This window comes from Streptomyces sp. NPDC046831 (genome assembly GCF_040645305.1).
In the GTDB taxonomy this organism is placed as follows: domain Bacteria; phylum Actinomycetota; class Actinomycetes; order Streptomycetales; family Streptomycetaceae; genus Streptomyces.
Genome location: NZ_JBEYXZ010000004.1, coordinates 195270 through 222039, shown reverse-complemented (window position 1 = coordinate 222039; position 26770 = coordinate 195270). Strand labels below are relative to the sequence as shown.

The window sequence follows — 26770 nt, the reverse complement described above, 5'->3', positions numbered from 1 at the left end:
GGGCGGGCCGTCTGCTAACGGGGACGGGCGGCGCGTCAGCCGACCGCGCCCTCCATCTGCAGCTCGATCAGCCGGTTGAGCTCCAGCGCGTACTCCATGGGCAGCTCCTTGGCGATCGGCTCGACGAAGCCGCGCACGATCATCGCCATGGCCTCGTTCTCCGACAGGCCGCGGCTCATCAGGTAGAAGAGCTGGTCGTCGGAGACCTTGGAGACGGTGGCCTCGTGGCCCATGGACACGTCGTCCTCACGGACGTCCACGTAGGGGTAGGTGTCCGAGCGGGAGACGGTGTCGACGAGCAGCGCGTCGCACAGCACGTTCGACTTCGACCCGGCGGCGCCCTCGCCGATCTCGATCAGACCACGGTAGGAGGTGCGACCGCCACCGCGCGCCACCGACTTGGAGACGATGTTGGACGAGGTGTTGGGGGCCATGTGGACCATCTTGGCGCCCGCGTCCTGGTGCTGGCCCTCGCCGGCGAAGGCGATGGACAGGGTCTCGCCCTTGGCGTGCTCGCCCATCAGGTAGACGGCCGGGTACTTCATCGTCACCTTGGAGCCGATGTTGCCGTCGACCCACTCCATGGTCGCGCCCTCGTAGGCCACGGCGCGCTTGGTGACCAGGTTGTAGACGTTGTTCGACCAGTTCTGGATGGTCGTGTACCGGCAGCGGGCGTTCTTCTTGACGATGATCTCGACGACCGCGGAGTGCAGCGAGTCCGACTTGTAGATCGGGGCGGTGCAGCCCTCGACGTAGTGCACGTAGGCGCCCTCGTCGACGATGATCAGGGTCCGCTCGAACTGGCCCATGTTCTCCGTGTTGATGCGGAAGTAGGCCTGGAGCGGGATCTCCACGTGCACACCCTTCGGCACGTAGATGAAGGAGCCGCCGGACCACACGGCCGTGTTCAGCGCGGCGAACTTGTTGTCACCGGCGGGGATGACCGTGCCGAAGTACTCCTTGAAGAGCTCCGGGTGCTCCTTCAGCGCGGTGTCCGTGTCGAGGAAGATGACGCCCTGCTCCTCCAGGTCCTCGCGGATCTGGTGGTAGACGACCTCCGACTCGTACTGGGCCGCGACACCCGCGACGAGGCGCTGCTTCTCCGCCTCCGGGATGCCGAGCTTGTCGTACGTGTTCTTGATGTCCTCGGGCAGGTCCTCCCAGGACTCCGCCTGCTTCTCCGTGGAGCGCACGAAGTACTTGATGTTGTCGAAGTCGATCCCCGACAGGTCCGAGCCCCAGTTCGGCATGGGCTTCTTCTCGAAGAGCTTCAGGCCCTTCAGACGCAGCTTGGTCATCCACTCCGGCTCGGACTTCTTGTCCGAGATGTCGCGGACGACCTCCTCGTTCAGACCGCGGCGCGCCGACGCGCCGGCCACGTCTCGGTCGGCCCAGCCGTATTCGTACTTGCCCAGGCCCTCGAGTTCGGGGTGGGCAGTCTCCGTGGGGAGAGTCATGCGGGGTTCCTCCCGGCCGTGCTTGCGGATGCGTTCTGATGGGTCTTGGAAGTCTTCGGGATGAACGTCGTGCAGACGCCGTCGCCGTGCGCGATGGTGGCCAGCCGCTGGACGTGGGTGCCCAGCAGCTCGGCGAAGAACTGGGTCTCGGCCTCGCACAGCTGGGGGAACTGCTCGGCGACGTGGGCGACCGGGCAGTGGTGCTGGCACAGCTGCTCACCCTGCCGGGGGTCGGGCGCGCTCCGCGCGGTAGCAGCGTACCCGTCCGCGGTCAGCGCCTTGGCCAGCGCTCCGGCGCGCTCGTCGGGACCGGCGGCCTCGATCGCCCGGCGGTAGGCGGCCGCCTGCCCGGCGAACCTCGCGCGCGCGAAGGCGACGACGGCCTCGTCCCCGCCGAACCGCTCCTGGATGAAGCGCAGAGCGTCCGCCGCCAGCTTGTCGTACGACTGGTCGAAGGCGTCCCGGCCGCAGTCGGTGAGGGCGAAGACCTTGGCGGGGCGGCCACGCGTGCGCGTGCCGTAGACCCGCTGCTCCCGCGCCTCCACGACGCCGTCGGCGGTCAGGGCGTCCAGATGGCGCCGTACGGCCGCCTGGGTGAGTCCCAGCCGCCCGGCCAGCTCGGCGACGGTCGACGGGCCGTGGTCCAGGACGGACCGCGCGACGCGGTTGCGCGTGGAGCGCTCACCGGTCGCGGACTCCTCCTGAGGGGCCCCCGTGGGGGTCTCCCGAGCCTCGCCGACGTTTTTCACAACGCCATTGTTGCGTAATTCCCGAGACAGTGACAAGCGCCGTCCGGATCAGCGGACGGTGCCCTGCGTCACTTAGGTCCGCCTAATGCGACCTGCGGAGACGGTGGGCGGCTCGGCAGCGGGCCCGGTCGGGCCGGTCGCCGGGCCCGGTCCGGCCGGCCGCCGCTGGCGCCTGGACTTCGCTTGCGGAAGACTGCTCCACCATGCCGAAACCCTTCCCGACCGGCCCACTCGTGACCCGGGACAGCCTCGCCGCCGAACTGCGCGAGGCGGGCGTCCGCCCCGGGGAGACCCTGCTGGTGCACTCCTCACTGAGGTCGCTCGGCTGGGTCTGCGGCGGAGTCGTCACGGTCGTCCAGGGGCTGCTCGACGCGCTCGGCCCGGACGGCACCCTCGTGGTCCCCACCCAGTCCGGCCACCTGACGGACCCGGCGGGGTGGAGCAATCCCCCGGTGCCCGAGGAGTGGTGGGAGGGCATCCGGGCCGCGATGCCCGTCTACGATCCGCTGACCACGCCCTCGCTCGGCGTCGGGGTGGTGCCGGAGACGGTCCGCACCTGGCCGGGCGCCCTGCGCAGCGCCCACCCCCACACCTCCTTCGCCGCGGTCGGCCCGCGCGCCGCCCGGATCGTCCGGGGGCACGCCCGGGACTGCCGGCTCGGCGAGCGGAGCCCGCTGGCCGCGCTCGAGACGCTCGGCGCCCGGGTCCTGCTGCTCGGCGCCGGATACGGCTCGTGCACCAGCTTCCACCTGGCCGAGTACCGGATACCGGCGCCACTCGCCGCGGTGGGCCGGCCCGGTCCTGACGGGTGGGAGGTCGTGACCGAGGTGTCGATCAGCTCCGAGGGGTTCGACGAACTCGGCCACGACTTCGAACGCGACCGTCCGGTCCTGCGGGGCAGGGTGGGCGCGGCCGACGTGCGGCTGTTCCCCGTCGCGGACGCCGTGGCCTACGCGCAGCGGTGGCTCGCGCTGCACCGGCCCCGGGAGGAGGAGTTCCCGCACCCGCGCGTCTGAGCCCGGCGGGACCTACCTAGACTCTGGAGTCATGCGAAGTGAGCCCGCCCACCCGTCTCCCGACCACCACCCCCCCGGGAGACGCTTCGCGACACACCCGATCATCGAGGTTCGGGCCCTGGTGAAGCGGTACGGCACGAAGACCGCGGTGGACGGCCTCGACCTGGTGGCCCGGGCGGGCGTGACCGCCGTGCTCGGTCCCAACGGCGCGGGCAAGACGACCACGGTCGAGACCTGCGAGGGGTACCGGAAGCCGGATTCCGGCACGGTGCGCGTCCTGGGCCTCGACCCGGTGGGACAGTCCGCCGAGCTGCGCCCCCGCATCGGCGTGATGCTCCAGTCCGGGGGCGTGTACTCCGGCGCGCGGGCGGACGAGATGCTGCGCCACGTCGCCAGGCTGCACGCCCACCCGCTGGACGTGGACGCCCTGATCGAGCGGCTGGGGCTCGGTTCCTGCGGGCGGACGTCGTACCGCCGTCTGTCCGGCGGGCAGCAGCAGCGCCTGGCCCTGGCGATGGCCGTGGTGGGCCGCCCCGAGCTGGTGTTCCTCGACGAGCCCACGGCGGGCCTGGACCCGCAGGCCCGCCGGGCCACCTGGGACCTGGTGCGCGACCTGCGCGACGACGGCGTGTCCGTCGTCCTCACGACGCACTACATGGAGGAGGCCGAGCAGCTCGCCGACGACGTCGCGATCATCGACGCCGGCCGGGTCATCGCCCAGGGGTCGCCGGAGGAGCTGTGCCGCGGCGGCGCCGAGAACACCCTGCGCTTCGCCGGCCGCCCGGGCCTGGACGTCGGGTCCCTGCTGAAGGCGCTGCCCGCGGACTGCGCCGCCGCCGAGCTGACGCCCGGCTCCTACCGGATCGTCGGCAAGGTCGACCCGCAGCTGCTCGCCACGGTCACGTCGTGGTGCGCGCAGCACGGGGTGATGCCGGACCGGATCTCCGTGGAGCGGCACAGCCTGGAGGACGTCTTCCTGGAGCTGACCGGCAAGGAGCTGCGCTCATGACCGCCACCGGCACCTACGCGCCGAAGCCCGGCGCCGCCCCGCTGCACCGCATGATCGCGGCGCAGGCGGCGCTGGAGACGAGGATGCTGCTGCGCAACGGCGAGCAGCTGCTGCTGACCGTGGTCATCCCGACGCTGCTGCTCGTGGTGTTCAGCTCGGTGGACATCGTGGACACCGGCGCGGGCGAGGCCGTCGACTTCCTCGCCCCCGGCGTCCTGGCCCTCGCCGTGATGTCGACGGCGTTCACGGGGCAGGCCATCGCCACCGGCTTCGAGCGCCGTTACGGGGTGCTGAAGCGGCTGGCCTCCTCGCCGCTGCCGCGCTGGGGCCTGATGACGGCCAAGACGGCGTCGGTGCTGGTCACGGAGGTCCTGCAGATCGTCCTGCTGACGGTGATCGCGTTCGCCCTGGGCTGGTCCCCGCACGGCAGCGCGGCGGCCGTCGTCCTCCTGCTGGTCCTCGGGACGGCCGCCTTCTCGGGGCTCGGCCTGCTGATGGCGGGCACCCTCAAGGCGGAGGCCACGCTGGCCGCCGCGAACCTGGTCTTCCTGCTGCTGCTCGTCGGCGGCGGCGTGATCGTCCCGCTGGAGAAGTTCCCCTCCGCCGCCCAGGACGTGCTCGGGCTGCTGCCGATCTCCGCCCTGTCGGACGGGCTGCGGGACGTGCTCCAGCACGGCGCCGGCATGCCGTGGGGCGACCTGGCGGTGCTGGCCGTGTGGGCGGTCGCGGGGCTCGCGGCCGCCGGCCGGTTCTTCCGCTGGGAGTAGCCGGCGGTGGACCCTCGTGAAAGTGTGCACAAGCGGCCCCCTACCATGGACGACGTGCCGAACCTGACCCGTGCCGACGCCGCGTCCGCGGCGCGCAACCCGCTCGCCTTCGTCGCCGCACGCTGGACCCCCCGCCCGCGGACCGTCCAGCGCGCGGCCCTCGCCGCGCTCGTGATGGCCGTGGTCATCGTCGTCACCGGCGGCGCCGTCCGGCTGACCGGCTCCGGCCTCGGCTGCCCGACGTGGCCCAAGTGCACCGCCGACTCGCTCACCACCACGAGCGCGATGGGCCTGCACGGCGTCATCGAGTTCGGCAACCGCATGCTGACGTACGTGCTGTGCGCGGCCGTCGGCTGGGCGATCGTCGCGGCGCGCTCGCAGAAGCCGTGGCGGCGTGGCCTCACGCGGCTGGGCTGGGCGCAGTTCTGGGTGGTCATGGGCAACGCGGTGCTCGGCGGCATCGTGGTCCTCGTCGGCCTGAACCCGTACACCGTCGCGGCGCACTTCCTGCTGTCCACGGCGCTCATCACGGTCGCCACGGTGATGTGGCAGCGCACCCGGGAGGGCGACGCGGCGCCCCGGCCGCTGGTCGGCAAGGCCGTGCAGCAGCTGGTGTGGTTCCTGACCGTCGCCGCCGGCCTGCTGGTCGCGGCGGGCACGGTCGTCACGGGGGCGGGCCCGCACGCGGGCGACTCCCAGCAGGTACCGCGGATCCCCGTCGACTGGGAGGCGGTCACCAAGCTGCACGCGGTGCTGGCCTGGATCGTGGTGTCGCTGACGTTCGCCCTGTGGTTCGTCCTCAAGGCGGTCGACGCGCCGAGCGGCCCGCTGCGCCGCACCCGCGAGCTGTTCCTGGTCCTGCTCGCGCAGGGCGTGATCGGCTACGTGCAGTACTTCACCCACCTGCCGGAGGTCCTGGTGGGCGCGCACATGCTGGGGTCGTGCCTGGTGTGGATCGGGGTGCTGCGGGTGCTGCTGTCGCTGCGCGAGCGCCCCGTGGCGGTGGCGGACCGGTCAGGTCCCTCGTCGGCAGCGGCGGCCCTGACGAAGGTCTGACGCGGGCGGGCCCGGCGGCTCGGTCCGACGCGGGCGCGGTGGCTCAGTCCGACGCGGGCGCAGCGGCTCGGTCCAGCCCGTAGACCCTCCGCGCGTTGTCCGCGGCGATCAGTCGCGCCACCCACTGGCCGTCCCCCGGCGACCAGGCTCCCTCGGCCACCCAGGCGGTGAGCACCCGGTCCAGCGCCTCGCAAAACAGCCGCGCCCCCACCTCGTGCAGCTCGGGCAGCCCCTGAGCCCCGCTGGGGAACAGGACCTTGCCGAAGGGGGCCAGCTCCGGGATCTCGGCCAGGACCGTCGCGGCCCGGGCCCCGGGTGCGCGCCGGCGCGGCGCCCGAGTCGGCGTCACGTGCGGGAAGACGTCGGCGATGTGGGCCGCGTGGCGGTGGTACGGGTAGCCGTGCAGCAGGACGAGATCGGTGCCGAGGCCGGCGGTGGCACGGACGAACCCGGTCAGCAGCACCGGGTCGGCAAGGCCGGCGCGGGCCCGGCTCGCCGGGCCCGGCGTGGAGTTGGAGCGGCCGTCCCGAGGCGACGGCGATCCACAGCAGGTGCCGCAGCAGCACCGGATCGCCCAGCTCGTCCCCGGCCCGGCGTGCGGCCGGCCAGCGGGCCGCGGCGCCCCGCACCTCCCCGGGTCCCGGCGGCTCGGGCGCGAGGGCCAGGCCGTGGCGCAGGCCCGCAACGCGGGTGAAGGCGACGGCGTGCGCGGCGGCGCCCTGCACCGACTCGGCGAGGTGGGGCGAGGAAGGACTCGACGGTGCCGGAGGTGTCGGCCACCTGCTCGCCGAGGAGCTCCAGGCGGACGGACGATCTCGTGGGCGGCGGCGTCGCCCGTGGACGCCATCTCGGTGGGCCCGGTCAGATCGCCGGGCAGGGCGGTGTCCACGAGACAGGTGGTGATGCCGCTGCCGCGCAGCAGTCTGCGGCCGGCTTCCAGGACCCCGAGCTCGCGGCGCCGGGCGGGGTAGCGGGCCGGTGGGCAGTGCGGCTCCAGACCGAGCAGCGGAGGGCACCGGCGGCGGACGGCGAAGCCGGTCCGCGTGTCGAGCAGGGTGGTGCCCGCCGCGGGCGGGCCCTCGGCCGGGCGAGCCGGGCCTCGAACGTGCCGAGGCCCAGCTCCGTTCTCAGCACGCCGGGCAGTACTGGTCCACGAGGGACGGCGTTTCGGTCATCCGGAATCCCCGGGGCCGGACCGTGCGCTCCCCGGGGCCCGTCGCCGGGCCCCCCGCTCCTACGGTCCCAACGGGTGAAGCCGGCGTCAGGTGTTGCTCCGCGGCGTACGGCCGTCCGGCGGCCGTCAGCCGTTGCTGGGGCCGCCCACCTGGATGCCCGCCATGCGCGTCCACTCGTACGGGCCCGTCCGCACCTTGGCCGCGAACTCGCCGTCGAAGGTCTCGTGGACGGTGATGCCGGCCTTCTCCACCGCCCGCTGGGCGAGGGCGTGGCTGGGGGCCACGACGTCGCCCCAGGCGCCGTCCTCACCGACGAGGACGATGCGGGCGCCGCACTGCCCGAGGTAGGCCACCTGGCCCTCGGCGCCGCCGTGGGCCCTGGCGAAGGAGCTGATCTGCTTGGCGAGCCGCGCCACCTTGCGCTCGGCTCCGGGCTCAACCTGCTGCGTGTCTGCCATGCCCAGATGCTACCGACGGGTAGAGCGGACGGCGACGGGCGGGGTCCGTGGCCTTGACCACGCTCCCCCGCCCACCCGTCCGGCCCGGTGCCCCGTCACCCGGGGGCGCTCGGAGGCCCGGCGCCCCCGACCGCGGGAACTACCGCAGGAAGGGGTCCACCGCGACCGCCACGAACAGCAGCGACACATAGGTGATGGACCAGTGGAACAGGCGCATCTCCTTGAGCTTCGCGCCGGTCACCTCGGCCTTGGCGCGGTTCTGCAGCGCGTGCGCCTCCCACAGCCACCAGCCGCCCGCCGCGAGCGCCACCGCGGTGTAGAACCAGCCGGTGTAGCCGAGCGGCGTCAGCAGCAGCGACACGCCGACCATCACCCAGCTGTAGACCACGATCTGCCGGGCGACCACCTTGTTGGAGGCGACGACCGGGAGCATCGGCACGCCCACGCGCGCGTAGTCGTCCTTCACCTTCATGGACAGCGGCCAGTAGTGCGGCGGCGTCCAGAAGAACATGACCAGGAAGAGGATGACCGGCGCCCACGACAGGGAGTCGGTGACCGAGGACCAGCCGATGAGGACCGGCATGCAGCCGGCGATGCCGCCCCAGACGATGTTCTGCGAGGTGCGCCGCTTGAGGATCATCGTGTAGACGACGACGTAGAAGAGGAGCGCTCCGAGCGACAGCCACGCCGACAGCCAGTTGACCGTGAGGCCGAACAGCAGCGTCGAGACCACGCCCAGCGTGATGCCGAAGGCCAGGCACTCGCGCGGGCTGACCGCTCCGGTGACCAGCGGACGCTGCGAGGTGCGGTCCATCAGGGCGTCGATGTCGCGGTCGATGTACATGTTCAGCGCGTTCGCGCCGCCCGCGGAGAGGTAGCCGCCGAGGCAGGTGAGCAGCACCAGCCCCAGGTCGGGCACGCCCTGCTGCGCGAGGAACATCACCGGAACGGTGGTGATCAGCAGCAGCTCGATGATCCGCGGCTTGGTCAGCGCCACGAATGCCTTGACGCGGGTCCCGAACGGCCGGCGGATCGGGCTCTCGTTCGCACCGAGTTCCCCCATTGCCTGGACGGCACGGGAGGGACCCCCATCCGCTGGACGGGATTCGACGGCCGTCACGCACACCCCTGACAGAGACATCCCAGCGAGCCCTCCCCTGTGAATGCACGGTAAAGGCTCGCGCGTACCACGCCACTGTAGACGTTGCCCAGACCCGGACATTCGCGGGGGTCCGGTGGTGTTGGACCGTGTGGCCCGACGGGGCGTACGGACGCTCGATTGAGCAGTCGGATGAGCGCCGTCGTATTCATGTGTCGAATGGGATGCGGGCCGGTGGACAGGCGGAAGTTCGGAGAGTCCCGGCACTCCGCGGCGACGCGGAAAAAGGCAGGTTGTTAGGGGATAGGCTCAACAGCGGCCGGCCGGCGCCGATGCGCCGGCAGCCGGTGGGCGCACGTACCCCGGCAACCGACATGTGGAGAGGAGCCCTGACCCAGGGTGAGCACCAAGCCGACCACCACAGAGCTCGAGTGGACCGAGCTGGACGAGCGCGCGGTGGACACCGCGCGCATCCTGGCCGCCGACGCCGTACAGAAGGTCGGCAACGGCCATCCCGGTACGGCGATGAGCCTGGCCCCCGCCGCCTACACCCTCTTCCAGAAGGTGATGCGGCACGACCCGGCCGATCCGCAGTGGGTGGGGCGCGACCGCTTCGTGCTGTCCGCCGGCCACTCCTCCCTGACCCTCTACACCCAGCTGTACCTGGCCGGCTTCGGCCTGGAGCTGGACGACCTCAAGTCCTTCCGCACCTGGGGCTCGAAGACGCCGGGCCACCCGGAGTACGGGCACACCCGGGGCGTGGAGACCACGACCGGTCCGCTCGGCCAGGGTGTCGCCAACGCGGTGGGCATGGCGATGGCGGCCCGCTACGAGCGCGGCCTGTTCGACCCGGACGCCCCCGAGGGCGAGTCGCCCTTCGACCACTTCGTCTACTGCATCGCCGGTGACGGCTGCCTGCAGGAGGGCATCTCCGCCGAGGCGTCCTCGCTGGCCGGTCACCAGAAGCTCGGCAACCTGATCCTGCTGTGGGACGACAACCACATCTCGATCGAGGGCGACACCGAGACGGCCGTCTCCGAGGACACCACCGCGCGCTACGAGGCCTACGGCTGGCACGTGCAGCGGGTGGAGCCCCGGGAGAACGGGGACCTCGACCCGCAGGCCCTCTACGCGGCGCTGCAGGAGGCCAGGTCCGTCACCGACCGGCCGTCCTTCATCGCGATGCGCTCGATCATCGCCTGGCCCGCCCCGAACGCGCAGAACACCGAGGCCGCACACGGCTCGGCGCTGGGCGACGAGGAGGTCGCGGCCACCAAGCGCGTCCTCGGTTTCGACCCGGAGCGGACCTTCGAGGTCTCCGAGGAGGTCCTGAACCACACCCGCCAGGCCCTGGAGCGCGGCCGCCAGGCCAAGGCCACCTGGGAGAAGAGCCTGCAGGAGTGGCGCGAGGCCAATCCCCGGCGCGCCGCCGAGTTCGACCGGATCAGCGCCGCCGAGCTGCCCACCGGCTGGGAGGAGAAGATCCCGGTCTTCGAGGCCGGCAAGGCCGTCGCCACCCGCGCCGCCTCCGGCAAGGTGCTGCAGGCGCTCGGCGAGGTGATCCCCGAGCTGTGGGGCGGCTCCGCCGACCTGGCCGGCTCGAACAACACGACGATCGACAAGACGTCGTCGTTCCTCCCGGCGGGCAACCCGCTCCCGGAGGCGAGCCCGTACGGCCGCACGATCCACTTCGGCATCCGCGAGCACTCCATGGGCGCGGAGCTGAACGGCATCACGCTGCACGGCAACACCCGCGTCTACGGGGGCACGTTCCTCGTCTTCTCCGACTACATGCGCAACGCGGTGCGCCTGTCGGCCCTGATGCACCTGCCGGTGACGTACGTGTGGACGCACGACTCCATCGGCCTCGGCGAGGACGGCCCGACCCACCAGCCGGTCGAGCACCTGGCCTCGCTGCGCGCCATCCCCGGCCTGAACGTCGTCCGCCCGGCCGACGCCAACGAGACCGCGATCGCCTGGCGCGAGATCCAGCGCCGCTGGACCAAGGAGTTCGGCAAGGGCGCCCCGCACGGGCTGGCGCTGACCCGTCAGGGCGTGCCGACGTACGAGCCGAACGACGACGCCGCGCGCGGCGGCTACGTCCTGTTCGAGGCCGAAGGACCCGACGGGGACGGCGCGGAGCCGCAGGTGATCCTGATCGCCACCGGGTCCGAGGTGCACGTCGCCGTCGAGGCGCGGGAGCAGCTCCAGGCCGACGGCGTTCCCACCCGCGTGGTGTCCATGCCGTCCGTGGAGTGGTTCGAGGAGCAGGACCAGGGGTACCGGGACAGCGTGCTGCCGCCTGCCGTCAGGGCGCGCGTCGCGGTCGAGGCGGGTGTCGGGCTCACGTGGCACAAGTACGTGGGAGACGCCGGTCGCATCGTTTCCCTGGAGCACTTCGGTGCCTCCGCCGACGGCAAGGTCCTCTTCCGCGAGTTCGGGTTCACCGCGGAGAACGTGGCCGCAAAGGCCCGGGAATCCCTCGCCGCCGCCCAGCGCTGACGCTCATATACGACACGTAGGAGATGACTCTTTCCATGACAGACGCACTGAAGCGCCTTTCCGACGAGGGCGTCGCGATCTGGCTGGACGACCTGTCGCGCAAGCGGATCACGTCCGGCAACCTCGCCGAGCTGATCGACGAGCAGCACGTCGTGGGCGTCACGACCAACCCGACGATCTTCCAGAAGGCGATCTCCCAGGGTGACGGCTACGACCAGCAGCTGTCCGACCTCGCCGCCCGCAGGGTGACCGTCGAAGAGGCGATCCGCATGATCACCACGGCGGACGTCCGGGACGCCGCCGACATCATGCGCCCCGTCTTCGACGCCACCGGCGGCCGCGACGGCCGGGTCTCCATCGAGGTCGACCCGCGCCTCGCGCACAACACCAAGGCCACCGTCGCCGAGGCACGGCAGCTGGCCTGGCTGGTGGACCGCCCTAACACACTCATCAAGATCCCCGCCACCCAGGCGGGCCTGTCGGCGATCACCGAGACGATCGCCAACGGCATCAGCGTCAACGTCACGCTGATCTTCTCCCTGGAACGCTACCGCGCGGTCATGGACGCCTACCTCACGGGCCTGGAGAAGGCGCGCGAGAAGGGCCTGGACCTGTCGCAGATCCACTCCGTGGCCTCCTTCTTCGTGTCCCGTGTGGACACCGAGATCGACAAGCGGATCGACGCGCTCGGCACCGACGAGGCCAAGGCCCTGCGCGGCAAGGCGGGCGTGGCCAACGCGCGGCTCGCGTACCAGGCGTTCGAGGAGGTTTTCGCCTCGGAGCGCTGGACCGCGCTGGAGAAGGCGGGCGCGAACAAGCAGCGTCCGCTGTGGGCCTCCACCGGTGTGAAGGACAAGGCGTACAAGGACACCATGTACGTCGAGGAGCTGGTGGCCCCCAACACGGTCAACACCATGCCGGAGGCCACCCTGGAGGCCGTCGCCGACCACGGTGAGATCCGCGGCGACACCATCAGGGGCACCTACGAGCAGGCCCGCGCCGACCTCGACGCGCTGGAGCGGATCGGCATCGGGTACGCCGAGGTGGTCCAGCTGCTGGAGGACGAGGGCGTCGACAAGTTCGAGACGTCCTGGAACGACCTGCTCAAGTCGACCGAGGCGGAGCTCCAGCGCCTCGCCCCCGCGGAGGGCTGAGACCTTGTCCCGGCCTTCCGGTACCGGAGCGAACCCGCTCCGTGACCCCGCCGACCGACGGCTCCCGCGCATCGCGGGGCCGTCGGGCCTGGTCATCTTCGGCGTCACGGGCGACCTGTCCCGCAAGAAGCTCATGCCCGCCGTCTACGACCTCGCCAACCGGGGTCTGCTGCCGCCGGGCTTCTCCCTCGTCGGCTTCGCCCGCCGCGACTGGGAGCACGAGGACTTCGCCCAGGTCGTGCACGACGCCGTCAAGGCGCACGCGCGCACGCCCTTTCGTGAGGAGGTCTGGCAGCAGCTCATCCAGGGGATGCGCTTCGTGCAGGGCACCTTCGACGACGACGAGGCGTTCGAACGCCTGCGCGGCACCATCGAGGAGCTCGACAAGGCACAGGGCACGGGCGGCAACTTCGCCTTCTACCTGTCGGTGCCGCCGAAGTCCTTCCCCGTGGTCATCCAGCAGCTGAAGAAGCACGGGCTGGCCGACCAGACGGGCGGGTCCTGGCGGCGCGCGGTCATCGAGAAGCCCTTCGGCCACGACCTGAAGTCGGCCGAGGAGCTCAACGCGATCGTGCACGAGGTCTTCGCCCCGGACCAGGTCTTCCGCATCGACCACTACCTGGGCAAGGAGACCGTCCAGAACATCCTGGCGCTGCGCTTCGCCAACCAGATGTTCGAGCCGATCTGGAACCGGTCCTTCGTGGACCACGTGCAGATCACGATGGCCGAGGACATCGGCATCGGCGGCCGCGCCGGCTACTACGACGGCATCGGCGCCGCCCGCGACGTCATCCAGAACCACCTGCTGCAGCTGATGGCGCTGACCGCGATGGAGGAGCCTGCCTCCTTCGACGCCGACGCGCTGGCCGCGGAGAAGACCAAGGTGCTGGGTGCCGTGCGGCTGCCGAAGGACCTCGGCGCCTCCACCGTGCGCGGGCAGTACGCGGCCGGCTGGCAGGGCGGCGAGAAGGTCATCGGCTACCTCGAGGAAGAGGGCATCGACAAGGCGTCGAAGACCGACACCTACGCGGCGGTCAAGCTGGGCATCGACAACCGCCGCTGGGCGGGCGTGCCCTTCTACCTGCGCACCGGCAAGCGGCTCGGCCGCCGTGTGACGGAGATCGCCGTGGTCTTCCAGCGGGCGCCGCACTCCCCCTTCGACACCACCGCCACCGAGGAGCTCGGCCAGAACGCGGTCGTCATCCGCGTCCAGCCGGACGAGGGCGTCACCGTCCGCTTCGGCTCCAAGGTGCCCGGCACGTCGATGGAGATCCGGGACGTGTCGATGGACTTCGCCTACGGCGAGTCCTTCACGGAGTCCAGCCCGGAGGCGTACGAGCGGCTGATCCTCGACGTCCTGCTCGGCGATTCCAACCTCTTCCCGCGCACCGAGGAGGTCGAGCTGTCCTGGGAGATCCTCGACCCGATCGAGGAGTACTGGGACCAGCACGGCAGGCCCGCGCAGTACCCGTCGGGCACGTGGGGGCCGGCCGAGGCGGACGAGATGCTCGCACGAGACGGACGGAGCTGGCGCCGGCCATGAAGATAGACCTGACCGACACCACGTCCAGCAAGATCAACAAAGCGCTCGTCGAGGGCCGCCGGGCCATCGGCACACCGGCCGTCGGCATGGTGCTGACGCTGGTCATCGTCACCGACGAGGAGAACGCGTACGACGCCCTGAAGGCCGCCAACGACGCCTCGCGGGAGCACCCCTCGCGCACGCTGGTGGTCATCCGGCGCGTTTCGCGCACGCCCCGCGACCGCACGTCCTCGCGCCTGGACGCCGAGGTGCGGGTCGGCGCGGACGCGGGCACGGGCGAGACGGTCGTGCTGCGGCTGCACGGCGAGGTCGTCGACCACGCCCAGTCGGTGGTCCTGCCGCTGCTGCTGCCGGACGCGCCGGTCGTCGTCTGGTGGCCGGTGAACGCCCCGCTCGACCCGGCGAAGGACCCGCTGGGCGCGCTGGCGCAGCGCCGGGTCACCGACACCTACGCCTCCGAGGAGCCGGTGCGGGACCTGGCGGCGCGGGCCGAGTCCTACACGCCGGGCGACACGGACCTGTCGTGGACCCGCATCACGCCCTGGCGCTCGATGCTCGCGGCGGCCCTCGACCAGGTGGACTGCGAGGTCGAGGCCGTCGAGGTGCAGGGCGAGGAGTTCAACCCGAGCTGTGAGCTGCTCGCGATGTGGCTCGCGGACCGGCTGGGGGTGCCGGTGAAGCGGACGCTGTCCTCGGGGCCGGGCCTGACCGGGGTCCGCATGGACACCACGTGCGGCCCGATCACCCTGGACCGCGCCGACGGGCGGCTGGCGACGCTGGCCATCCAGGGGCAGCCGGATCGCGCGGTGGCGCTGAAGCGGCGGGACACCGCCGAGCTGATCGCGGAGGAGCTGCGGCGTCTGGACCCGGACGACACGTACGCCTCGGCGCTGCGGTTCGGGGTGCACCGGCTGGAGGGGTCGTCGGCGTCCGTGCCGGCGTCCGGCGAGCCGGTGGCGGTGCCGGAGCCCGAGGAGGACGTCGCCAAGGGCCCGGCCCAGCGGTCGGCCGCCCGGAGCGTCAAGAAGGTGGCGACGCGGAGGGCGGCGGCGAAGTGAGCACTCCGCAACTGGTCGTCCACCGCGACAAGGACCTGATGGCCCAGGCCGCGGCGGCCCGGCTGATCACGAGGATCGTCGACGCGCAGACCTCGAAGGGGTCGGCGTCGGTGGTCCTCACCGGTGGGCGCAACGGCAACGGCGTGCTGGCCGCGCTGGCCGCGGCACCCGCACGCGACGCCGTCGACTGGAGCCGCCTGGACCTGTGGTGGGGCGACGAGCGCTTCCTGCCGGACGGCGATCCCGAGCGCAACGTCACCCAGGCCCGCGAGGCGCTGCTGGACTCCGTTCCGCTGGATCCCGAGCGCGTGCACGCCATGCCCGCGTCGGACGGCCCGTTCGGCTCGGACGTCGAGGCGGCGGCGGAGGGCTACGCCGAGGAGCTGGCCCGGGCGGCCGGCCCCGGCAACCACGGCGGCGTCCCGGCGTTCGACGTGCTCATGCTGGGCGTGGGCCCGGACGCGCACGTGGCGTCGCTGTTCCCGGAGCACCCCGCGGTGCGGGAGACGGAGCGCACCGTGGTGGGCGTGCACGGCTCCCCCAAGCCGCCGCCGACCCGGATCTCCCTCACGCTGCCCGCGATCCGCGCGGCCCGTGAGGTGTGGCTGCTGGCGGCGGGCGAGGACAAGGCGAACGCGGTGGCGATGGCGCTGTCGGGCGCGGGCGAGATCCAGGCGCCCGCGGCGGGCGCCCGTGGCCTGGCCCGCACCCTGTGGCTGCTGGACACGGCGGCGGCCTCGCAGCTGCCGAGGTCGCTGTATCCGCCGGCGTCCGCGTGAACGCCGGAACCCGTCCACGCGCGAAGGCGTGGACGGGTTCACGCGGGGGCGGCGCGGGCCGTGAAGGCCCGCGCCGCCCCCGCTGCTTGTGACGTCACTTCACGGATCCGGCCATCACGCCCTGCACGAAGTGCCGCTGGAACGCGAAGAACACCACGACCGGCACGACGAGCGACAGGAACGCCCCCGGCGCCAGCACGTCGATGTTGCTGCCGAACTGCCGGATCTGCGACTGGAGCTGGACGGTCAGCGGCTGTGCGGAGCTGTCCGCGAACAGCAGCGCCACCAGCATGTCGTTCCACACCCACAGGAACTGGAAGATGGCGAGGCTCGCGATCGCGGGCCGTCCGACGGGCAGCACCAGCCGGGTGAAGATGCGCCACTCGCTGCCGCCGTCCATCCGCGCGGCCTCCAGCATCTCCTTCGGCATCTCGGCGAAGTAGTTGCGCAGCAGGAACACCGCGAACGGCAGCCCGTAGGCCACGTGGAAGAGGACGACGCCCGGGATGGTGCCGAACAGGCCCAGCTGGCCGAAGAGTTTGGCGACCGGCAGCAGCCCGATCTGTACGGGCACCACCAGCAGGGCCACCACCAGCAGGAACAGCGGTTCCCGGCCGGGGAAGTCCAGCCACGCGAAGGCGTATCCGGCGAGCGCGGCGATCACGACGACGAGCGCCGTGGTGGGCACCGAGATCAGCACCGTGTTCCAGAACGCCTGGGTGATGCCGGCGTTCTTCAGCAGGGCCGCGTAGTTGTCGAAGGACAGCTGCCCGGGACTGGCCAGGGCCGTCCACCAGCCGCCCTTCGCGGTGTCCTCGGCGGACCTGAGCGAGGACAGGAACAGTCCCGCCAGCGGGGTCAGCCAGACCAGCCCGACCAGCACCAGGAAGGCCTGGACGAGCCCGTTGCCCAGGCCCCGCCTGACCGCGTTCATCGCTGACTCCTTCGGAAACGGCGGACGTTGAAGACCATGGCGGGCACGACCAGCAGGAGCAGGAGCACACCGAGCGCGCTGCCGAGGCCCTGGTTGTTGCCGCCGCCGAAGGACACCAGCCACATCTGGGTGGCCAGTACGGTCGCGTCCTCCTGCACCGGCCCGGGCGCGATGATGTAGACGAGGTCGAAGACCTTCATCACGTTGATCACCAGGGTGACGAAGACGACGGTCAGCACCGGGGCGAGCAGCGGGACCGTGATACGGCGGAAGATCTGCCACTCGTTCGCCCCGTCCATCCGGGCCGCCTCCAGCGCGTCCCGCGGCAGCGTGGACAGGCCCGCGCCGATCAGCACCATCGCGAAGCCGGTCCAGATCCACAGGTAGGCGCCGATGATCGCCGGAGTGACGAGGGTCGGCCCGAGCCAGGAGACGCCCTGGTAGGGAGCCGCGAAGTTGGCCGCCGGCAGCTTCACCGCGTACGCGCCGGCGCCGAGCCCGGAGAAGTGGAAGGAGCCGTCGGCCGCGGTCGTGGTGCTCGCGACCGTCCGTCCACCGCGCACCGCCTGCACCTGCATGCCGGGCAGACCGCTCTCCGACCGGTCGACGGCGCCCTGCCTGCCGCCCCCGCCGGGGGTGAAGTCGAGGTACACGACTCCGCGGATCTCGTCCGGGGCGGCCTTGCGCCCGGCCGCCCCGGACGCGGGTGAGGCGTCGCGGGGCAGGTCCCCGGGCAGCACGCCGACCATGGGCAGCGTCACCGCGTCGCCCGGCGAGACGCTCGCGCCGGTCGCGTAGGAGCCGTCGCCGCCGCGGTTCAGCCCGAGCCCGGTGCGGGCCCGTGCCGTCGGGTACGACGAGGTGGAGGTGAAGGCGTCGTGCACCGAGGTCACGGCGGCGTTGAGGACACCCTTGTCGGGGTCCTCGTCGTAGGCGAGCCGGAAGATGATGCCGGCGGCGAGGAAGGACACCGCCATCGGCATGAACAGCAGCAGCTTGAACGCAGTCGCCCAGCGGACCTTCTCCACCAGGACGGCGAGGATCAGGCCGAGGCCGGTCAGCAGCGCCGGGGCCACGACCACCCAGATCGTGGTGTTGCGGATGGCCTTGAGCGTCGCCGGGTCGCGGAACATCTCGGCGTAGTTGCCGCCGCCGACGAACCGGGTGCCGGAGGCGTCGAAGAAGCTCCGCCCCACGGAGAACAGCACCGGGTAGACGACGAGCGCGCCGAGCAGCAACAGCGCGGGGAGGACGAACAGCACGGCGGCGACCCGCCCCCGCCGCCGCGGGCGCGGCGGGCGGGGGGCGGGCCCGGCGGAGGGCGGGGGGCTCGTCCCCTTCTCCTTCACGGGAGTGATGGCGGTCATCGCGGCTCAGCCCTGGTAGGCCTTGGCCGCGGCGGCCTCCAGCTTCGCCGCGGTCGCCTTCGGGTCCGAGGGGTCGCGCAGGAAGTCCTGCAGCAGCTTCCACTCGCCGGTGCCCTTGGTGCCGCCGAACGCCGCCGGTGCCTGGTCGGACATGTCGAAGCGGACCGAGTCGCCGGCGTCGACCAGGGACTTGGCGGTGGCGCGGGTGACGTCGTCGCCGTAGGAGGCGAGGTCGAGCTTCTTGTTCGGGGACAGGAAGCCGCCCGCCTTCGCCCACACGGCCGCGGCCTCCGGGGTCGCCAGGTACTCCAGCAGCTTCATGCCGGCCTCGGCGTGCTTGCCGTCCTTCAGCACGACGGCCGCGTCGCCGCCGCTGACCACGGGTGCCGTGCCGCCGTCGACGGCCGGGAAGGGGAAGAAGTTCGCGTCCTTGCCGACGGTCCTGCCGAACTGGTCCTTGGCGACGCCCGCGACGAAGTCGCCCTCGTAGACCATGCCAGCCTCGGGCTTGGGCCCGAACACCTTCTCCACCGAGCCGGGGAAGTCGGTGTTGAGGGCCGTGTTCTGCCCGCCCGCGATCAGCTGCTTGTCCTTGAACAGCTGGCCGAGCGTGCCGAGCGCCTTGACCACGCTCGCGTCGGTCCACTTCAGCTTGTGGGCGGCGAGGGCGTCGTACTTCTCGGGGCCGGCCTGGGAGAGGTAGACGTTCTCGAACCAGTCGGTGAGGGTCCAGCCGTCCTGGCCGGCGACCGCGAACGCGGCGAGCCCGGAGTCGGAGACCGTGTGCCCGGCCTTCAGCATCTCGGCGTAGGTCTTCGGCGGGGTGACGCCGGCCTGGGTGAGCGCGTCGGGGCTGTACCAGACGGTCGACTTGTGGGCGGCCTTGAAGTACAGGCCGTACAGGGTGCCGTCGACGCTGCCGTAGTTCTTCCAAACGGGGGCGAAGCCCGCGTCGACGGACTGCCGGGTGGTGGCGGACAGCGGCGTGAGCCAGCCCTTCTTCGCGAACTGCTGCAACACGCCGACCTGCGGGACCATGACGACGTCGGGCGCGTTGCCGCCCTCGATCTTGCTGCCGACGACGGTGGAGACGTTGTCGCCGGTGGACACGAACTGCGTCTTCGCGCCGGTCTTCTCGGTGAACGCGTCCAGCACCTTCTGGAAGTTCTTCTGCTCGGTGCCCGACCAGACACCGGCCACGGTGACCGTCTGGCCGCTGAGCTCCTTGTCGCCGCCGCCCGCGGTGACGGGGCCGCCGCCGCAGGCGGTGGCGCCGAGCGCGAGGGCGAGGGCGGTGCAGCCGGTGAGCAGGGTGGTACGTCGTCGCATCATCGTTGATGTCCCTTCGAGGGTGGGGAAATGACGGGTGATCAGGAGGTGCTGTCGTCCGCGATCCACCACGCGGCCGTGGAGCCGGCGAGCACGCCGGGCGGACAGGGGCCGCTGGCGAGCAGCGGGGTGCCGGGGACCGGCGCGGGGGTGGGTGCCGTACCGAAGTTGACGGCGCAGACGAGGCCGTCGCCGCGGACGAAGCCGAGGACGCCCGGCGGGGTGTCCAGCCAGCGCAGCGTGCCCTCGCCCAGTTGCGGCAGTGAGGCGCGCAGGTGGAGGCCGTCGCGGTACAGGTGCCAGAAGGAGCGGGTGTCGGCGAGGGCCCGGTCGGTGGCGTGCTCGGCGAACCACTCCGGCTGGGGCAGCCACGGTTTGGCGCCCTCGGCGCCGGAGGTGAAGCCGAACGGCGAGGCCTGCCCGGACCACGGCAGGGGCACGCGGCAGCCGTCGCGGATCCGGGCGCGGCTGCCCGTGCGGCGGAAGATGGGGTCGGTGAGGACGTCGTCGGGCAGGTCGACGACCTCCGGCAGCCCCAGTTCCTCGCCCTGGTAGATGTACGCGGCCCCGGGCAGCGCCAGCATCAGCAGCGCGGCGGCGCGGGCCCGGGCGGCGCCCAGACCGCTGCCCGCGGGGGTGGGCTCCCCGTAGCGGGTGACGGTGCGGACCTGGTCGTGGTTGTTGAGGACCCAGGTGACCGTCGACCCGGTGCCGGCGATGTCCTGCATGGCCTCGGAGATCACCTTGCGGAAGGCGTCGGCGTCCCAGGGCGCGCTGAGCAGGTCGAAGAAGAAGGCCTGGTGGAGTTCGTCGGGGCGGACGTACCGCGCGTGCTCGCGGGCGGTCGGCACCGACACCTCGCCGACCAGCAGGCGTTCGCGGCCGTCGCGTGCCGTGTACTCCTCGCACACCGCCCGCCAGTGCCGCCACACGTCGTGCACCTCGGGCTGGTTCCAGGCGAGCGGGTTGACCGAGTCACGGGTGCGGGCGTCGGCCTCGGGGTCCGGGGAGTCGGGCAGGCCGGGGTGCTTGAAGAGGCCGGCCGCGACATCGATGCGGAAGCCGTCGGCACCGCGGTCGAGCCAGAACCGCAGCACCCGGTCGAACTCGGCGGCGACCTCGGGGGTGCGCCAGTTCCAGTCCGGCTGCTCGGGCGTGAACATGTGCAGGTACCACTGGCCGGGGCGGCCGTCCGCCTCGGTGATCCGGGTCCAGGCCGGTCCGCCGAACATGGCGTGCCAGTTGTTGGGCGGCTCGCTGCCGTCCGGGCCGCGCCCGTCGGCGAAGTGGAACCGGGCGCGGGCCGCGCTGCCCGGCGGGGACGCGAGCGCCTCGCGGAACCAGGGGTGCGCGCTGGAGCAGTGGTTGGGGACGATGTCCAGCAGCACCCTGATGCCGAGCCGGCGGGCGGTGGCCACCAGCAGGTCGAACTCGGCGAGGTCGCCGAAGGTGGGGTCGACGTCGCAGTAGTCGGCCACGTCGTAGCCGTGGTCGTGCTGCGGCGAGGGGTAGAAGGGGCTCAGCCAGATCCCGTCGACGCCGAGCTTCTTCAGGTACGGCAGGCCGGCCCTGACGCCGGCCAGGTCGCCGATGCCGTCGCCGGTGCTGTCCAGGAAGCTGCGGACGTACACCTGGTAGATCACCGCGTCGCGCCACCAGCGGTGGGTGGGCATCTGCTTGGGACTCACCCCGTTGACCTGTCTGTGCGTGCCGGGCGGCCCCGACCGGGGCGCGCTGTTATGCATGCATGTTATGTAGGAGCGTCGCGCGGGTGTCAACGAATCGGCCCGGACGTATCGACTCACCGATCGCCACGAAAGGGGACATATAGACTTACTTCGCGCGCAGTTGAGACGTTGGCGTTACCTAACGGGTAACCAGGAGAAGGCCGAGCGGCTCAGCCGCGGCGTGAGATGGCGGCCAGCTCCCGGGCCAGCCGCCGCACGGCCGCCTCGGGCGTCTGACGCCCGGTCAGCGCGTCGTGGACGACCGCCTGCACCACCAGGCTCACCTGGTCGTAGTGCGGGCTCTTGGGACGGGGGGCGGCCGTGAGCACGGCGGCGCGCAGGGTCGGCAGGTAGGGGAACCGCCGCACCAGTTCCGGGTCCTCGTACAGCGCGGCGCGCACCGGCGGCAGGGCGCCGCGGGTCAGCACCTGGCGCTGGACGCGCTCGCCGGTCAGGTAGGCGATCAGGCGCGCGGCGGACTCGGGGTGCCGCGCGTGCGTGGTCACGGCGAGGTTCGATCCGCCGAGGACGCTCGTGCCCGGTCCGCCGGGCCCCGGCAGCGGGACGGCGCCGATCCGGCCGGCGACCTTCGACCCCGCGGCGGAGGCCACGGCGTAGGCGTACGGCCAGTTGCGCAGGAAGAGCAGCCGGCCGTCCTGGAAGGCCTGCTTGGACTCCTCCTCCTTGTACGTGAGCGCCTCCTTCGGGATCCAGCCCTCGCGCACCCCGCGCGCGAGGAAGCCGATGCCCTCGCGCGCCGCGGCGGAGTCGACGGTCACCCGGGCGCCCTCGTCGCCGAGGATGCTGCCGCCCGCCGAGTACACGGCCTCGGCCGCGTTGACGGTCAGGCCCTCGTAGGGCAGGAACTGGCCCGCGTAGCCGCCGAGTCCGTGCCGGGGCGCGATCGTCCTCGCGTCGCGCTCCAGCTCCGCCCAGGTGCGGGGCGGGGGGACGCCCTCCGCGGCGAGGACGTCCTTGCGGTACAGCAGCAGCCCCGCGTTCGTGACGTACGGAACGGCGTACAGCCGCCCGTCGTAGGTGGCCGTGTCCACGACCGGCGGCAGGAAGGCCTCCAGCGGGAAGCGGTCGCGCGGCAGCGGGCGGATCCAGCCGGCCGCCGCGAACTCCGGTGTCCAGTTGACGTCGATGTTGAGGACGTCGAACCGGCCGCCGTCGCCGTCCCGCAGGTCCGTGGTCATCTGCGCGTGGGTCTCGTCGGCGGAGTCGGGCAGCTCGACGAGGGTGACCCGCTCGCCGGGGTGGGTGCGGTTCCAGCCCTCCAGCAGGGGGGCGAGGTAGCCGGTGAGGTCGCCTGCCGTGGCCAGGGTGAGCGGGCCGCGGCCGCCCGCGTCGCCCTGGTCGGCGCGCGCTCCGGAGGCGGCGTATCCGGTGAGGACGACGACGAGGACGAGGAGGCCCCTACCGGCGGCGCGTATCCACCGCATAGGTTCCTCCCTGTACACCGGCACCGGGCACCCTCGCCCGGGTCAGAGGCCATGTATACCTGTTAGGTATGAGCGATACTAGGGCCCGCGGCACATTACCCAGGATGCGAAGAGGAGAGCACGAGTGCGCCTGCCCCTGCTGGCTCTCCTCGCGCGCGGCCCGGCCCACGGCTACGAGCTGAAGCAGGACCTTGAGCAACTGCTGGGTGCCGCGTACCCTCAGCCCAACGTCGGCCAGATCTACGTCACCCTCGGCCGCCTCGAGAAGACGGGACTGATCGAGGGCGAGGAGGTCGAGCAGTCGAGCCGGCCCAACAAGAGGATCTACCACCTCACCGACGCCGGGCGGGAGGCGCTGCGCGCCTGGTACGAGGAGACGGCGGACGAGCCGCGGGTGCGGGACGAGTTCTTCATGAAGCTGGCCCTCGCCCCGCAGACCGGCCTCGCCGACCAGATCGCCCTCATCAACAAGCAGCGGCGCCAGTACCTCAACACCATGCGCGACCTGTCGAAGCTGGCCGCGGCCGAGAGCCGGGACAACCGAATCGCCCATCTGCTCATCGAGGGCGCGATGCTGCACCTGCAGGCCGATCTCGACTGGCTGGAGCGGTGCCAGGAGGAACTGGAGGAGCTGGAGTGAGCGACAGCCCCCCTGTGCTGCTGCTGGCCGAGGGCCTGGTGAAGACCCACCACGGCGAGGGTGCGCCCGCGCATGCCGTGCGCGGGGTCGACCTCGCCGTGCGGCGGGGCGAGTTCGTGGCGGTCACGGGTCCGTCCGGCGCCGGCAAGTCGACGCTGCTGCACCTGCTCGGCGGTCTGCAGCGCCCGGACGCGGGCAGCATCCGGCTGGACGGCCGGTGCACGGACTCCTACTCGGAGGCGCGCTGGGCGGAGGAGCGCCGGAACGGCATCGGCATCGTCTTCCAGTTCTTCAACCTGGTCTCCAACCTGTCGGTCGCCGACAACGTGGAGCTGCCCGCGCTGCTCGCCGGCCGCTCGCCCCGCCGGGCCCGTGCCGAGCGTGAGGAACTGCTCGCCGAGCTGGGCCTGACGGGCAAGGAGCGCAGCATGCCGGGCGAGCTGTCCGGCGGTGAGCAGCAGCGGGTCGCCCTGGCCCGGGCGCTGGTCAACCACCCGCCGCTGCTGCTGGCCGACGAGCCCGCCGGCAGCCTCGACAGCAGGGGCACCCGCGAGGTGATGCGGCTGCTGACCCGCTTCCACCAGCGCGGCCAGACGATCGTCCTGGTCACCCACGACGCCCGGCTGGCGAGCGCCGCGGACCGGGTGATCAGCTTCTTCGACGGCCGGATCGTGGACGACGCGGAGCTGGACGGCACGCCGTCGCGCAGGGCCGGCATCTCGGGCGTACTGGAGCTGAAGGACTGAGTGCGGTGTACGACCACCACCTGACGCGCGTGCCCGGGCCGAGGGGCTGAGGGCGTGCGAGCCATGTTGCGCTGGGCGCACTCCGATCTGCGCGCCCACCGCGGGGAGGCGCTGTTCCTCGTGCTGGCCACCGCCGGCATCGTCGCCTCGCTGCTGCTGGCCACGGCACTCTTCGGGTACGCGACCAACCCCTGGCAGCGCGTGTTCACCCAGTCCCGCGGTGCCCACGTGTGGCTGCACACCGCTCCCTCCGCCGACACCGGCCGGCTCACCGCGCTGGACGGCGTCGCCTCCGTCGCCGGCCCGTACCCCACCGAGTCCGCGACCGTCTCCGCCCGCGGCACCCGGGCCGCGGTCGAGCTGCGCGGACTGCCGGGGCGGCGGCCCGGCGTGGGCCGCCCGCTGCTGGTCTCCGGCCACTGGCTGGAGCCCGGGCAGCCCGACGGGGTCGTCCTGGAGACCCGCCTCGCGCGGGCCCTGCTGGCCGAGCCCGGGGACACGCTCACCCTGCCGGGCACCTCCCGCAGGCTCACCGTGGTGGGCGTCGCCGACAGCGCCGAGCCCCGCTACCGGCCCGGTGAGCAGCCCGGGCTGGTGTGGGCGCTGCCGTCGGCGGTGCGCGACCCGGACGGCCGGGTGACGGGGCTGCGCCTGACCGACCCGGACGACACCGACTACGCCGTCCAGCGCGCGGTGACCGTGCTCGGCGCGGGCGCGGTCGGAGAGGTCTCCACCTGGCAGCAGGCGCGGGCCGAGGCACAGGGCGGGGACCGGCTGCTCGGCCAGGTGCTGGGCCTGTTCGGCCTGGGCGCGCTGGCCGCCGCCGGGTTCGCCGTGCACGGCGCGATCGGAACGCGCATCCGCGGTCATCTGCGGGACATCTCGGTGCTGAAGGCGATCGGCTTCACACCGGGCCAGGTGGTGCGGATCTTCCTGCTCCAGCACGTCGTGTACGCCCTGCTGGGCGCCGTCGCCGCGGCGGCGGCCACCCAGGGGCTCGGCACCCGCCTCCCCGGCCGGCTCGGCGACGCGGTCGGCGTGTGGCAGGGACTGCCCGGGCACGCCGTGGCACTGGTCGCGGTGCCGGCCGGCACGGTGCTGTTCATCGGCGCGGTCACCGGGCTCGCCGCCTGGCGGGCGGGGCGGGTGCCCCCGGTTCCCGTGCCGCGTCCGTCGGCGCCGCCCGGCGGGCGGCTGACCGGCGTGGCGCGGCGGGCCCTCGGGCTGCGGCTGCCGCCCGCGCTGGTCCTGGGCGGGCACAAGGCGTTCACCCGCCGCCCGCGCACGCTCGCCACCGTCGGGCGGCTGGCTCTGCCCCTGCTGCTGATCGTCGTGGCGATGAGCGCGTGGACCACCATCGACCGTTTCCACACCCGGCCGGACCAGGTGGGTCTGCCGGCGGCGCTCACCGTGCACGCCGACAGCGGGCTCGGCGACCGGCAGCTGCGGGCCCTGCTGGAGCGCGAGCCGCGGGTGGCCGCCGTCCATCCGGGCGTCGAGGTGGCCGCCCTGGTCCCGGGCCAGACGGCCACCATCGCCCTGCGCGGCCTCGGCACGCGCCGGGACCCCTACCCCTACACCGTCGCCGAGGGCCGCCCGGCCCGCGGCCCGGACGAGGCGGTGGCCGGGCAGGGGCTGCTGGACCTGCTGGACGTGCGCGTCGGTGACTGGGTGCGGATGACCGTCGGCGACCAGCCGCAGATCCTGCACATCGTGGGCCGCAGCATCGAGCCGGAGAACGCCGGCCGGGTCATCTCCACCTCGCTGGACACGCTCCGCGAGAACGACCCGCGGCTGTCACCGACCCTGTACCAGCTCCGTCTGCGGCCGGGCGCCGACCCGGAGCGGGTGGCCGGCGCCGTGTCCGCGGCCGGCCACGGCCATGTGGACGTGCACGCCGTGACCAACCCGGCCGACGGGCTGTCCTCGTTGCAGGCGGTCGTCGCCGGACTGGTCTGCGTGCTGGCGCTGATCGGGCTGCTGGAGTTGCTGACCGCGATCGGCGGCACCGTCCGCGAGGGCGAGCGGGACCTGCTGGCGCTCAAGGCGGTCGGGCTGTCCCCGCGCCAGATCACCGGCATCACCGTCACCGCCACGAGCTGCACCGCCCTGGCCGCGGTCGTCGTCGGTACGGCGCTGGGGCTGCCGCTGGCCCACTGGCTGATCGACGCCCAGGGCCGCTCCTCCGGCATCGGCGCCGGCATCGCCCATGGCCCGTCCCCGCTGCTCCTGCTGCTGTTCGGGGCGGCCGCCGTGCTCGGGGCCGCGGTCCTCGCCGCCCTGCCCGCCGCCCGCGCGGCCCGCCGCAGGCTCGCGGACACCCTCAGCGCGGTGGCCTGACCACGGGGTGCGGCGGGACGGCGACGGCCCTGGGCCGCCGCGTCCCGCGTGCCGCACGCACCGGGCCGGTCACCGCCGGCCGCGCAGCTCCCGGTACCTGGTCACCAGCGCCTCGTGGAGGCGTCCAGCCCCTCGACCTCGGCGCCCTCGGTCAGGGCGGGCTCGACGCGCCGGGCGAGGACCTTGCCGAGTTCCACGCCTCACTGGTCGAAGGAGTCGATGTCCCACACCGCGCCCTGGACGAACACCTCGTGCTCGTAGAGGGCGACGAGCCGCCCGAGCACGGAGGGCGTCAGCGCCCGCGCCAGGATCGTCGTGGTCGGGTGGTTGCCCCCGCGGTGCTTGGCCAGCGCGGTCGGCTCGGGCCTCCGGTCGAGCCTGGTACCGCCGTCTGCGTGCAGGTCGGACCTCACTTCTCTC

The 26770-nt window shown here is 72.5% G+C and carries 21 protein-coding genes and 2 pseudogenes; 12 read left to right on the top strand and 11 right to left on the bottom strand.

Features of this window, described 5'->3' with window-relative positions:
* Positions 1-35: 35 nt before the first annotated feature.
* Together sufB and ABZ920_RS05970 are read right to left on the bottom strand one after the other, a co-directional pair.
* Complete coding sequence (sufB, locus tag ABZ920_RS05975) at positions 36-1457, bottom strand: Fe-S cluster assembly protein SufB (protein WP_361499232.1); 1422 nt, start codon at positions 1455-1457, stop codon at positions 36-38.
* On the bottom strand, positions 1454-2206 hold the full coding sequence (locus ABZ920_RS05970; RefSeq protein ID WP_361499230.1) for a metalloregulator ArsR/SmtB family transcription factor: 753 nt from the start codon (positions 2204-2206) through the stop codon (positions 1454-1456). The genes sufB and ABZ920_RS05970 overlap by 4 nt, the downstream gene beginning before the upstream one ends.
* A gap of 203 nt (positions 2207-2409) precedes the next feature.
* Between ABZ920_RS05970 and ABZ920_RS05965 the strand changes: the two genes are divergently transcribed.
* From ABZ920_RS05965 to ABZ920_RS05950, 4 genes are all read left to right on the top strand, one after another.
* A complete protein-coding gene (locus ABZ920_RS05965) occupies positions 2410-3222 on the top strand; it encodes an AAC(3) family N-acetyltransferase (RefSeq protein WP_361499228.1) in 813 nt (270 codons plus the stop codon).
* Positions 3223-3322: 100 nt separating this feature from the next.
* Positions 3323-4231, top strand: a complete 909-nt coding sequence (locus ABZ920_RS05960; RefSeq protein WP_361499428.1) for an ABC transporter ATP-binding protein — start codon at positions 3323-3325, stop codon at positions 4229-4231.
* Complete coding sequence (locus ABZ920_RS05955; protein ID WP_361499226.1) at positions 4228-4998, top strand: ABC transporter permease; 771 nt, start codon at positions 4228-4230, stop codon at positions 4996-4998. The genes ABZ920_RS05960 and ABZ920_RS05955 overlap by 4 nt, the downstream gene beginning before the upstream one ends.
* A 45-nt stretch (positions 4999-5043) precedes the next feature.
* The gene (locus ABZ920_RS05950) at positions 5044-6054 is read left to right on the top strand and encodes a COX15/CtaA family protein (protein WP_361499224.1); all 1011 of its coding nucleotides are present in this window, start codon (positions 5044-5046) and stop codon (positions 6052-6054) included.
* 43 nt (positions 6055-6097) lie between these two features.
* Here the strand turns inward: ABZ920_RS05950 and ABZ920_RS05945 are convergent.
* From ABZ920_RS05945 to ABZ920_RS05935, 3 genes and pseudogenes are all read right to left on the bottom strand, one after another.
* Positions 6098-7229, bottom strand: a pseudogene (locus ABZ920_RS05945) (amidohydrolase family protein).
* Positions 7230-7354: 125 nt separating this feature from the next.
* Positions 7355-7687, bottom strand: coding sequence for a hypothetical protein (locus ABZ920_RS05940; RefSeq protein ID WP_361499222.1), 333 nt, complete (start codon positions 7685-7687; stop codon positions 7355-7357).
* 139 nt (positions 7688-7826) lie between these two features.
* The gene (locus ABZ920_RS05935; RefSeq protein WP_361499426.1) at positions 7827-8813 is read right to left on the bottom strand and encodes a heme o synthase; all 987 of its coding nucleotides are present in this window, start codon (positions 8811-8813) and stop codon (positions 7827-7829) included.
* Positions 8814-9185: 372 nt separating this feature from the next.
* Between ABZ920_RS05935 and tkt the strand changes: the two genes are divergently transcribed.
* Genes tkt through pgl form a run of 5 tightly spaced genes read left to right on the top strand, consistent with a single transcriptional unit; the run spans position 9186 to position 15822 of the window.
* Complete coding sequence (gene tkt, locus ABZ920_RS05930; protein ID WP_361499220.1) at positions 9186-11288, top strand: transketolase; 2103 nt, start codon at positions 9186-9188, stop codon at positions 11286-11288.
* A 35-nt stretch (positions 11289-11323) separates the two neighbouring features.
* Positions 11324-12442: a transaldolase gene (tal, locus tag ABZ920_RS05925; RefSeq protein WP_361499218.1), complete on the top strand. Its 1119-nt coding sequence runs from the start codon at positions 11324-11326 to the stop codon at positions 12440-12442.
* A 4-nt stretch (positions 12443-12446) separates the two neighbouring features.
* A complete protein-coding gene (gene zwf, locus ABZ920_RS05920; protein WP_361499216.1) occupies positions 12447-13985 on the top strand; it encodes a glucose-6-phosphate dehydrogenase in 1539 nt (512 codons plus the stop codon).
* A complete protein-coding gene (gene opcA, locus ABZ920_RS05915; protein WP_361499214.1) occupies positions 13982-15043 on the top strand; it encodes a glucose-6-phosphate dehydrogenase assembly protein OpcA in 1062 nt (353 codons plus the stop codon). The genes zwf and opcA overlap by 4 nt, the downstream gene beginning before the upstream one ends.
* On the top strand, positions 15040-15822 hold the full coding sequence (pgl, locus tag ABZ920_RS05910; RefSeq protein ID WP_361499212.1) for a 6-phosphogluconolactonase: 783 nt from the start codon (positions 15040-15042) through the stop codon (positions 15820-15822). The genes opcA and pgl overlap by 4 nt, the downstream gene beginning before the upstream one ends.
* Positions 15823-15916: 94 nt before the next feature.
* On the opposite strand, the gene ABZ920_RS05905 is transcribed toward pgl, so the two are convergent.
* The 5 genes from ABZ920_RS05905 to ABZ920_RS05885 all read right to left on the bottom strand — a co-directional run bounded on the left by ABZ920_RS05905 (position 15917) and on the right by ABZ920_RS05885 (position 22624).
* Positions 15917-16756, bottom strand: coding sequence for a carbohydrate ABC transporter permease (locus ABZ920_RS05905; RefSeq protein WP_361499210.1), 840 nt, complete (start codon positions 16754-16756; stop codon positions 15917-15919).
* Positions 16753-18123, bottom strand: coding sequence for an ABC transporter permease subunit (locus tag ABZ920_RS05900; RefSeq protein ID WP_361499208.1), 1371 nt, complete (start codon positions 18121-18123; stop codon positions 16753-16755). The genes ABZ920_RS05905 and ABZ920_RS05900 overlap by 4 nt, the downstream gene beginning before the upstream one ends.
* Positions 18124-18129: 6 nt before the next feature.
* Positions 18130-19455 (bottom strand): ABC transporter substrate-binding protein, encoded by a 1326-nt coding sequence (locus tag ABZ920_RS05895; protein ID WP_361499206.1) that lies wholly within the window; start codon positions 19453-19455, stop codon positions 18130-18132.
* Positions 19456-19493: 38 nt separating this feature from the next.
* Positions 19494-21125, bottom strand: a complete 1632-nt coding sequence (locus ABZ920_RS05890) for an alpha-amylase family glycosyl hydrolase (protein WP_361499424.1) — start codon at positions 21123-21125, stop codon at positions 19494-19496.
* A 224-nt stretch (positions 21126-21349) separates the two neighbouring features.
* Positions 21350-22624 carry an ABC transporter substrate-binding protein gene (locus tag ABZ920_RS05885; RefSeq protein ID WP_361499204.1) on the bottom strand — a complete coding sequence of 425 codons (1275 nt, stop codon included), beginning with the start codon at positions 22622-22624 and terminating at the stop codon, positions 21350-21352.
* Between the two features lie 124 nt (positions 22625-22748).
* Between ABZ920_RS05885 and ABZ920_RS05880 the strand changes: the two genes are divergently transcribed.
* Genes ABZ920_RS05880 through ABZ920_RS05870 form a run of 3 tightly spaced genes read left to right on the top strand, consistent with a single transcriptional unit; the run spans position 22749 to position 26350 of the window.
* The gene (locus tag ABZ920_RS05880) at positions 22749-23264 is read left to right on the top strand and encodes a PadR family transcriptional regulator (RefSeq protein WP_361499202.1); all 516 of its coding nucleotides are present in this window, start codon (positions 22749-22751) and stop codon (positions 23262-23264) included.
* Entirely contained in the window at positions 23261-24010 is a 750-nt protein-coding gene (locus ABZ920_RS05875) for an ABC transporter ATP-binding protein (protein WP_361499200.1), read from the top strand. Before ABZ920_RS05880 ends, ABZ920_RS05875 begins: the two co-directional genes overlap by 4 nt.
* Positions 24011-24064: 54 nt before the next feature.
* Positions 24065-26350 (top strand): FtsX-like permease family protein, encoded by a 2286-nt coding sequence (locus ABZ920_RS05870; protein WP_361499199.1) that lies wholly within the window; start codon positions 24065-24067, stop codon positions 26348-26350.
* Positions 26351-26419: 69 nt separating this feature from the next.
* Here ABZ920_RS05870 and ABZ920_RS05865 read toward each other — a convergent pair.
* Positions 26420-26763: pseudogene (locus ABZ920_RS05865) on the bottom strand (hypothetical protein).
* Between the last annotated feature and the right edge of the window lie 7 nt (positions 26764-26770).

Bases quoted from the DNA above. Each gene is read 5' to 3' on its own strand.
- sufB (WP_361499232.1), bottom strand. From the start codon at position 1,457: ATGACTCTCCCCACGGAGACTGCCCACCCCGAACTCGAGGGCCTGGGC.
- ABZ920_RS05965 (WP_361499228.1), top strand. From the start codon at position 2,410: ATGCCGAAACCCTTCCCGACCGGCCCACTCGTGACCCGGGACAGCCTC.
- ABZ920_RS05955 (WP_361499226.1), top strand. From the start codon at position 4,228: ATGACCGCCACCGGCACCTACGCGCCGAAGCCCGGCGCCGCCCCGCTG.
- ABZ920_RS05950 (WP_361499224.1), top strand. From the start codon at position 5,044: ATGGACGACGTGCCGAACCTGACCCGTGCCGACGCCGCGTCCGCGGCG.
- ABZ920_RS05940 (WP_361499222.1), bottom strand. From the start codon at position 7,687: ATGGCAGACACGCAGCAGGTTGAGCCCGGAGCCGAGCGCAAGGTGGCG.
- tal (WP_361499218.1), top strand. From the start codon at position 11,324: ATGACAGACGCACTGAAGCGCCTTTCCGACGAGGGCGTCGCGATCTGG.
- opcA (WP_361499214.1), top strand. From the start codon at position 13,982: ATGAAGATAGACCTGACCGACACCACGTCCAGCAAGATCAACAAAGCG.
- ABZ920_RS05905 (WP_361499210.1), bottom strand. From the start codon at position 16,756: ATGAACGCGGTCAGGCGGGGCCTGGGCAACGGGCTCGTCCAGGCCTTC.
- ABZ920_RS05900 (WP_361499208.1), bottom strand. From the start codon at position 18,123: ATGACCGCCATCACTCCCGTGAAGGAGAAGGGGACGAGCCCCCCGCCC.
- ABZ920_RS05895 (WP_361499206.1), bottom strand. From the start codon at position 19,455: ATGATGCGACGACGTACCACCCTGCTCACCGGCTGCACCGCCCTCGCC.
- ABZ920_RS05890 (WP_361499424.1), bottom strand. From the start codon at position 21,125: ATGCCCACCCACCGCTGGTGGCGCGACGCGGTGATCTACCAGGTGTAC.
- ABZ920_RS05885 (WP_361499204.1), bottom strand. From the start codon at position 22,624: ATGCGGTGGATACGCGCCGCCGGTAGGGGCCTCCTCGTCCTCGTCGTC.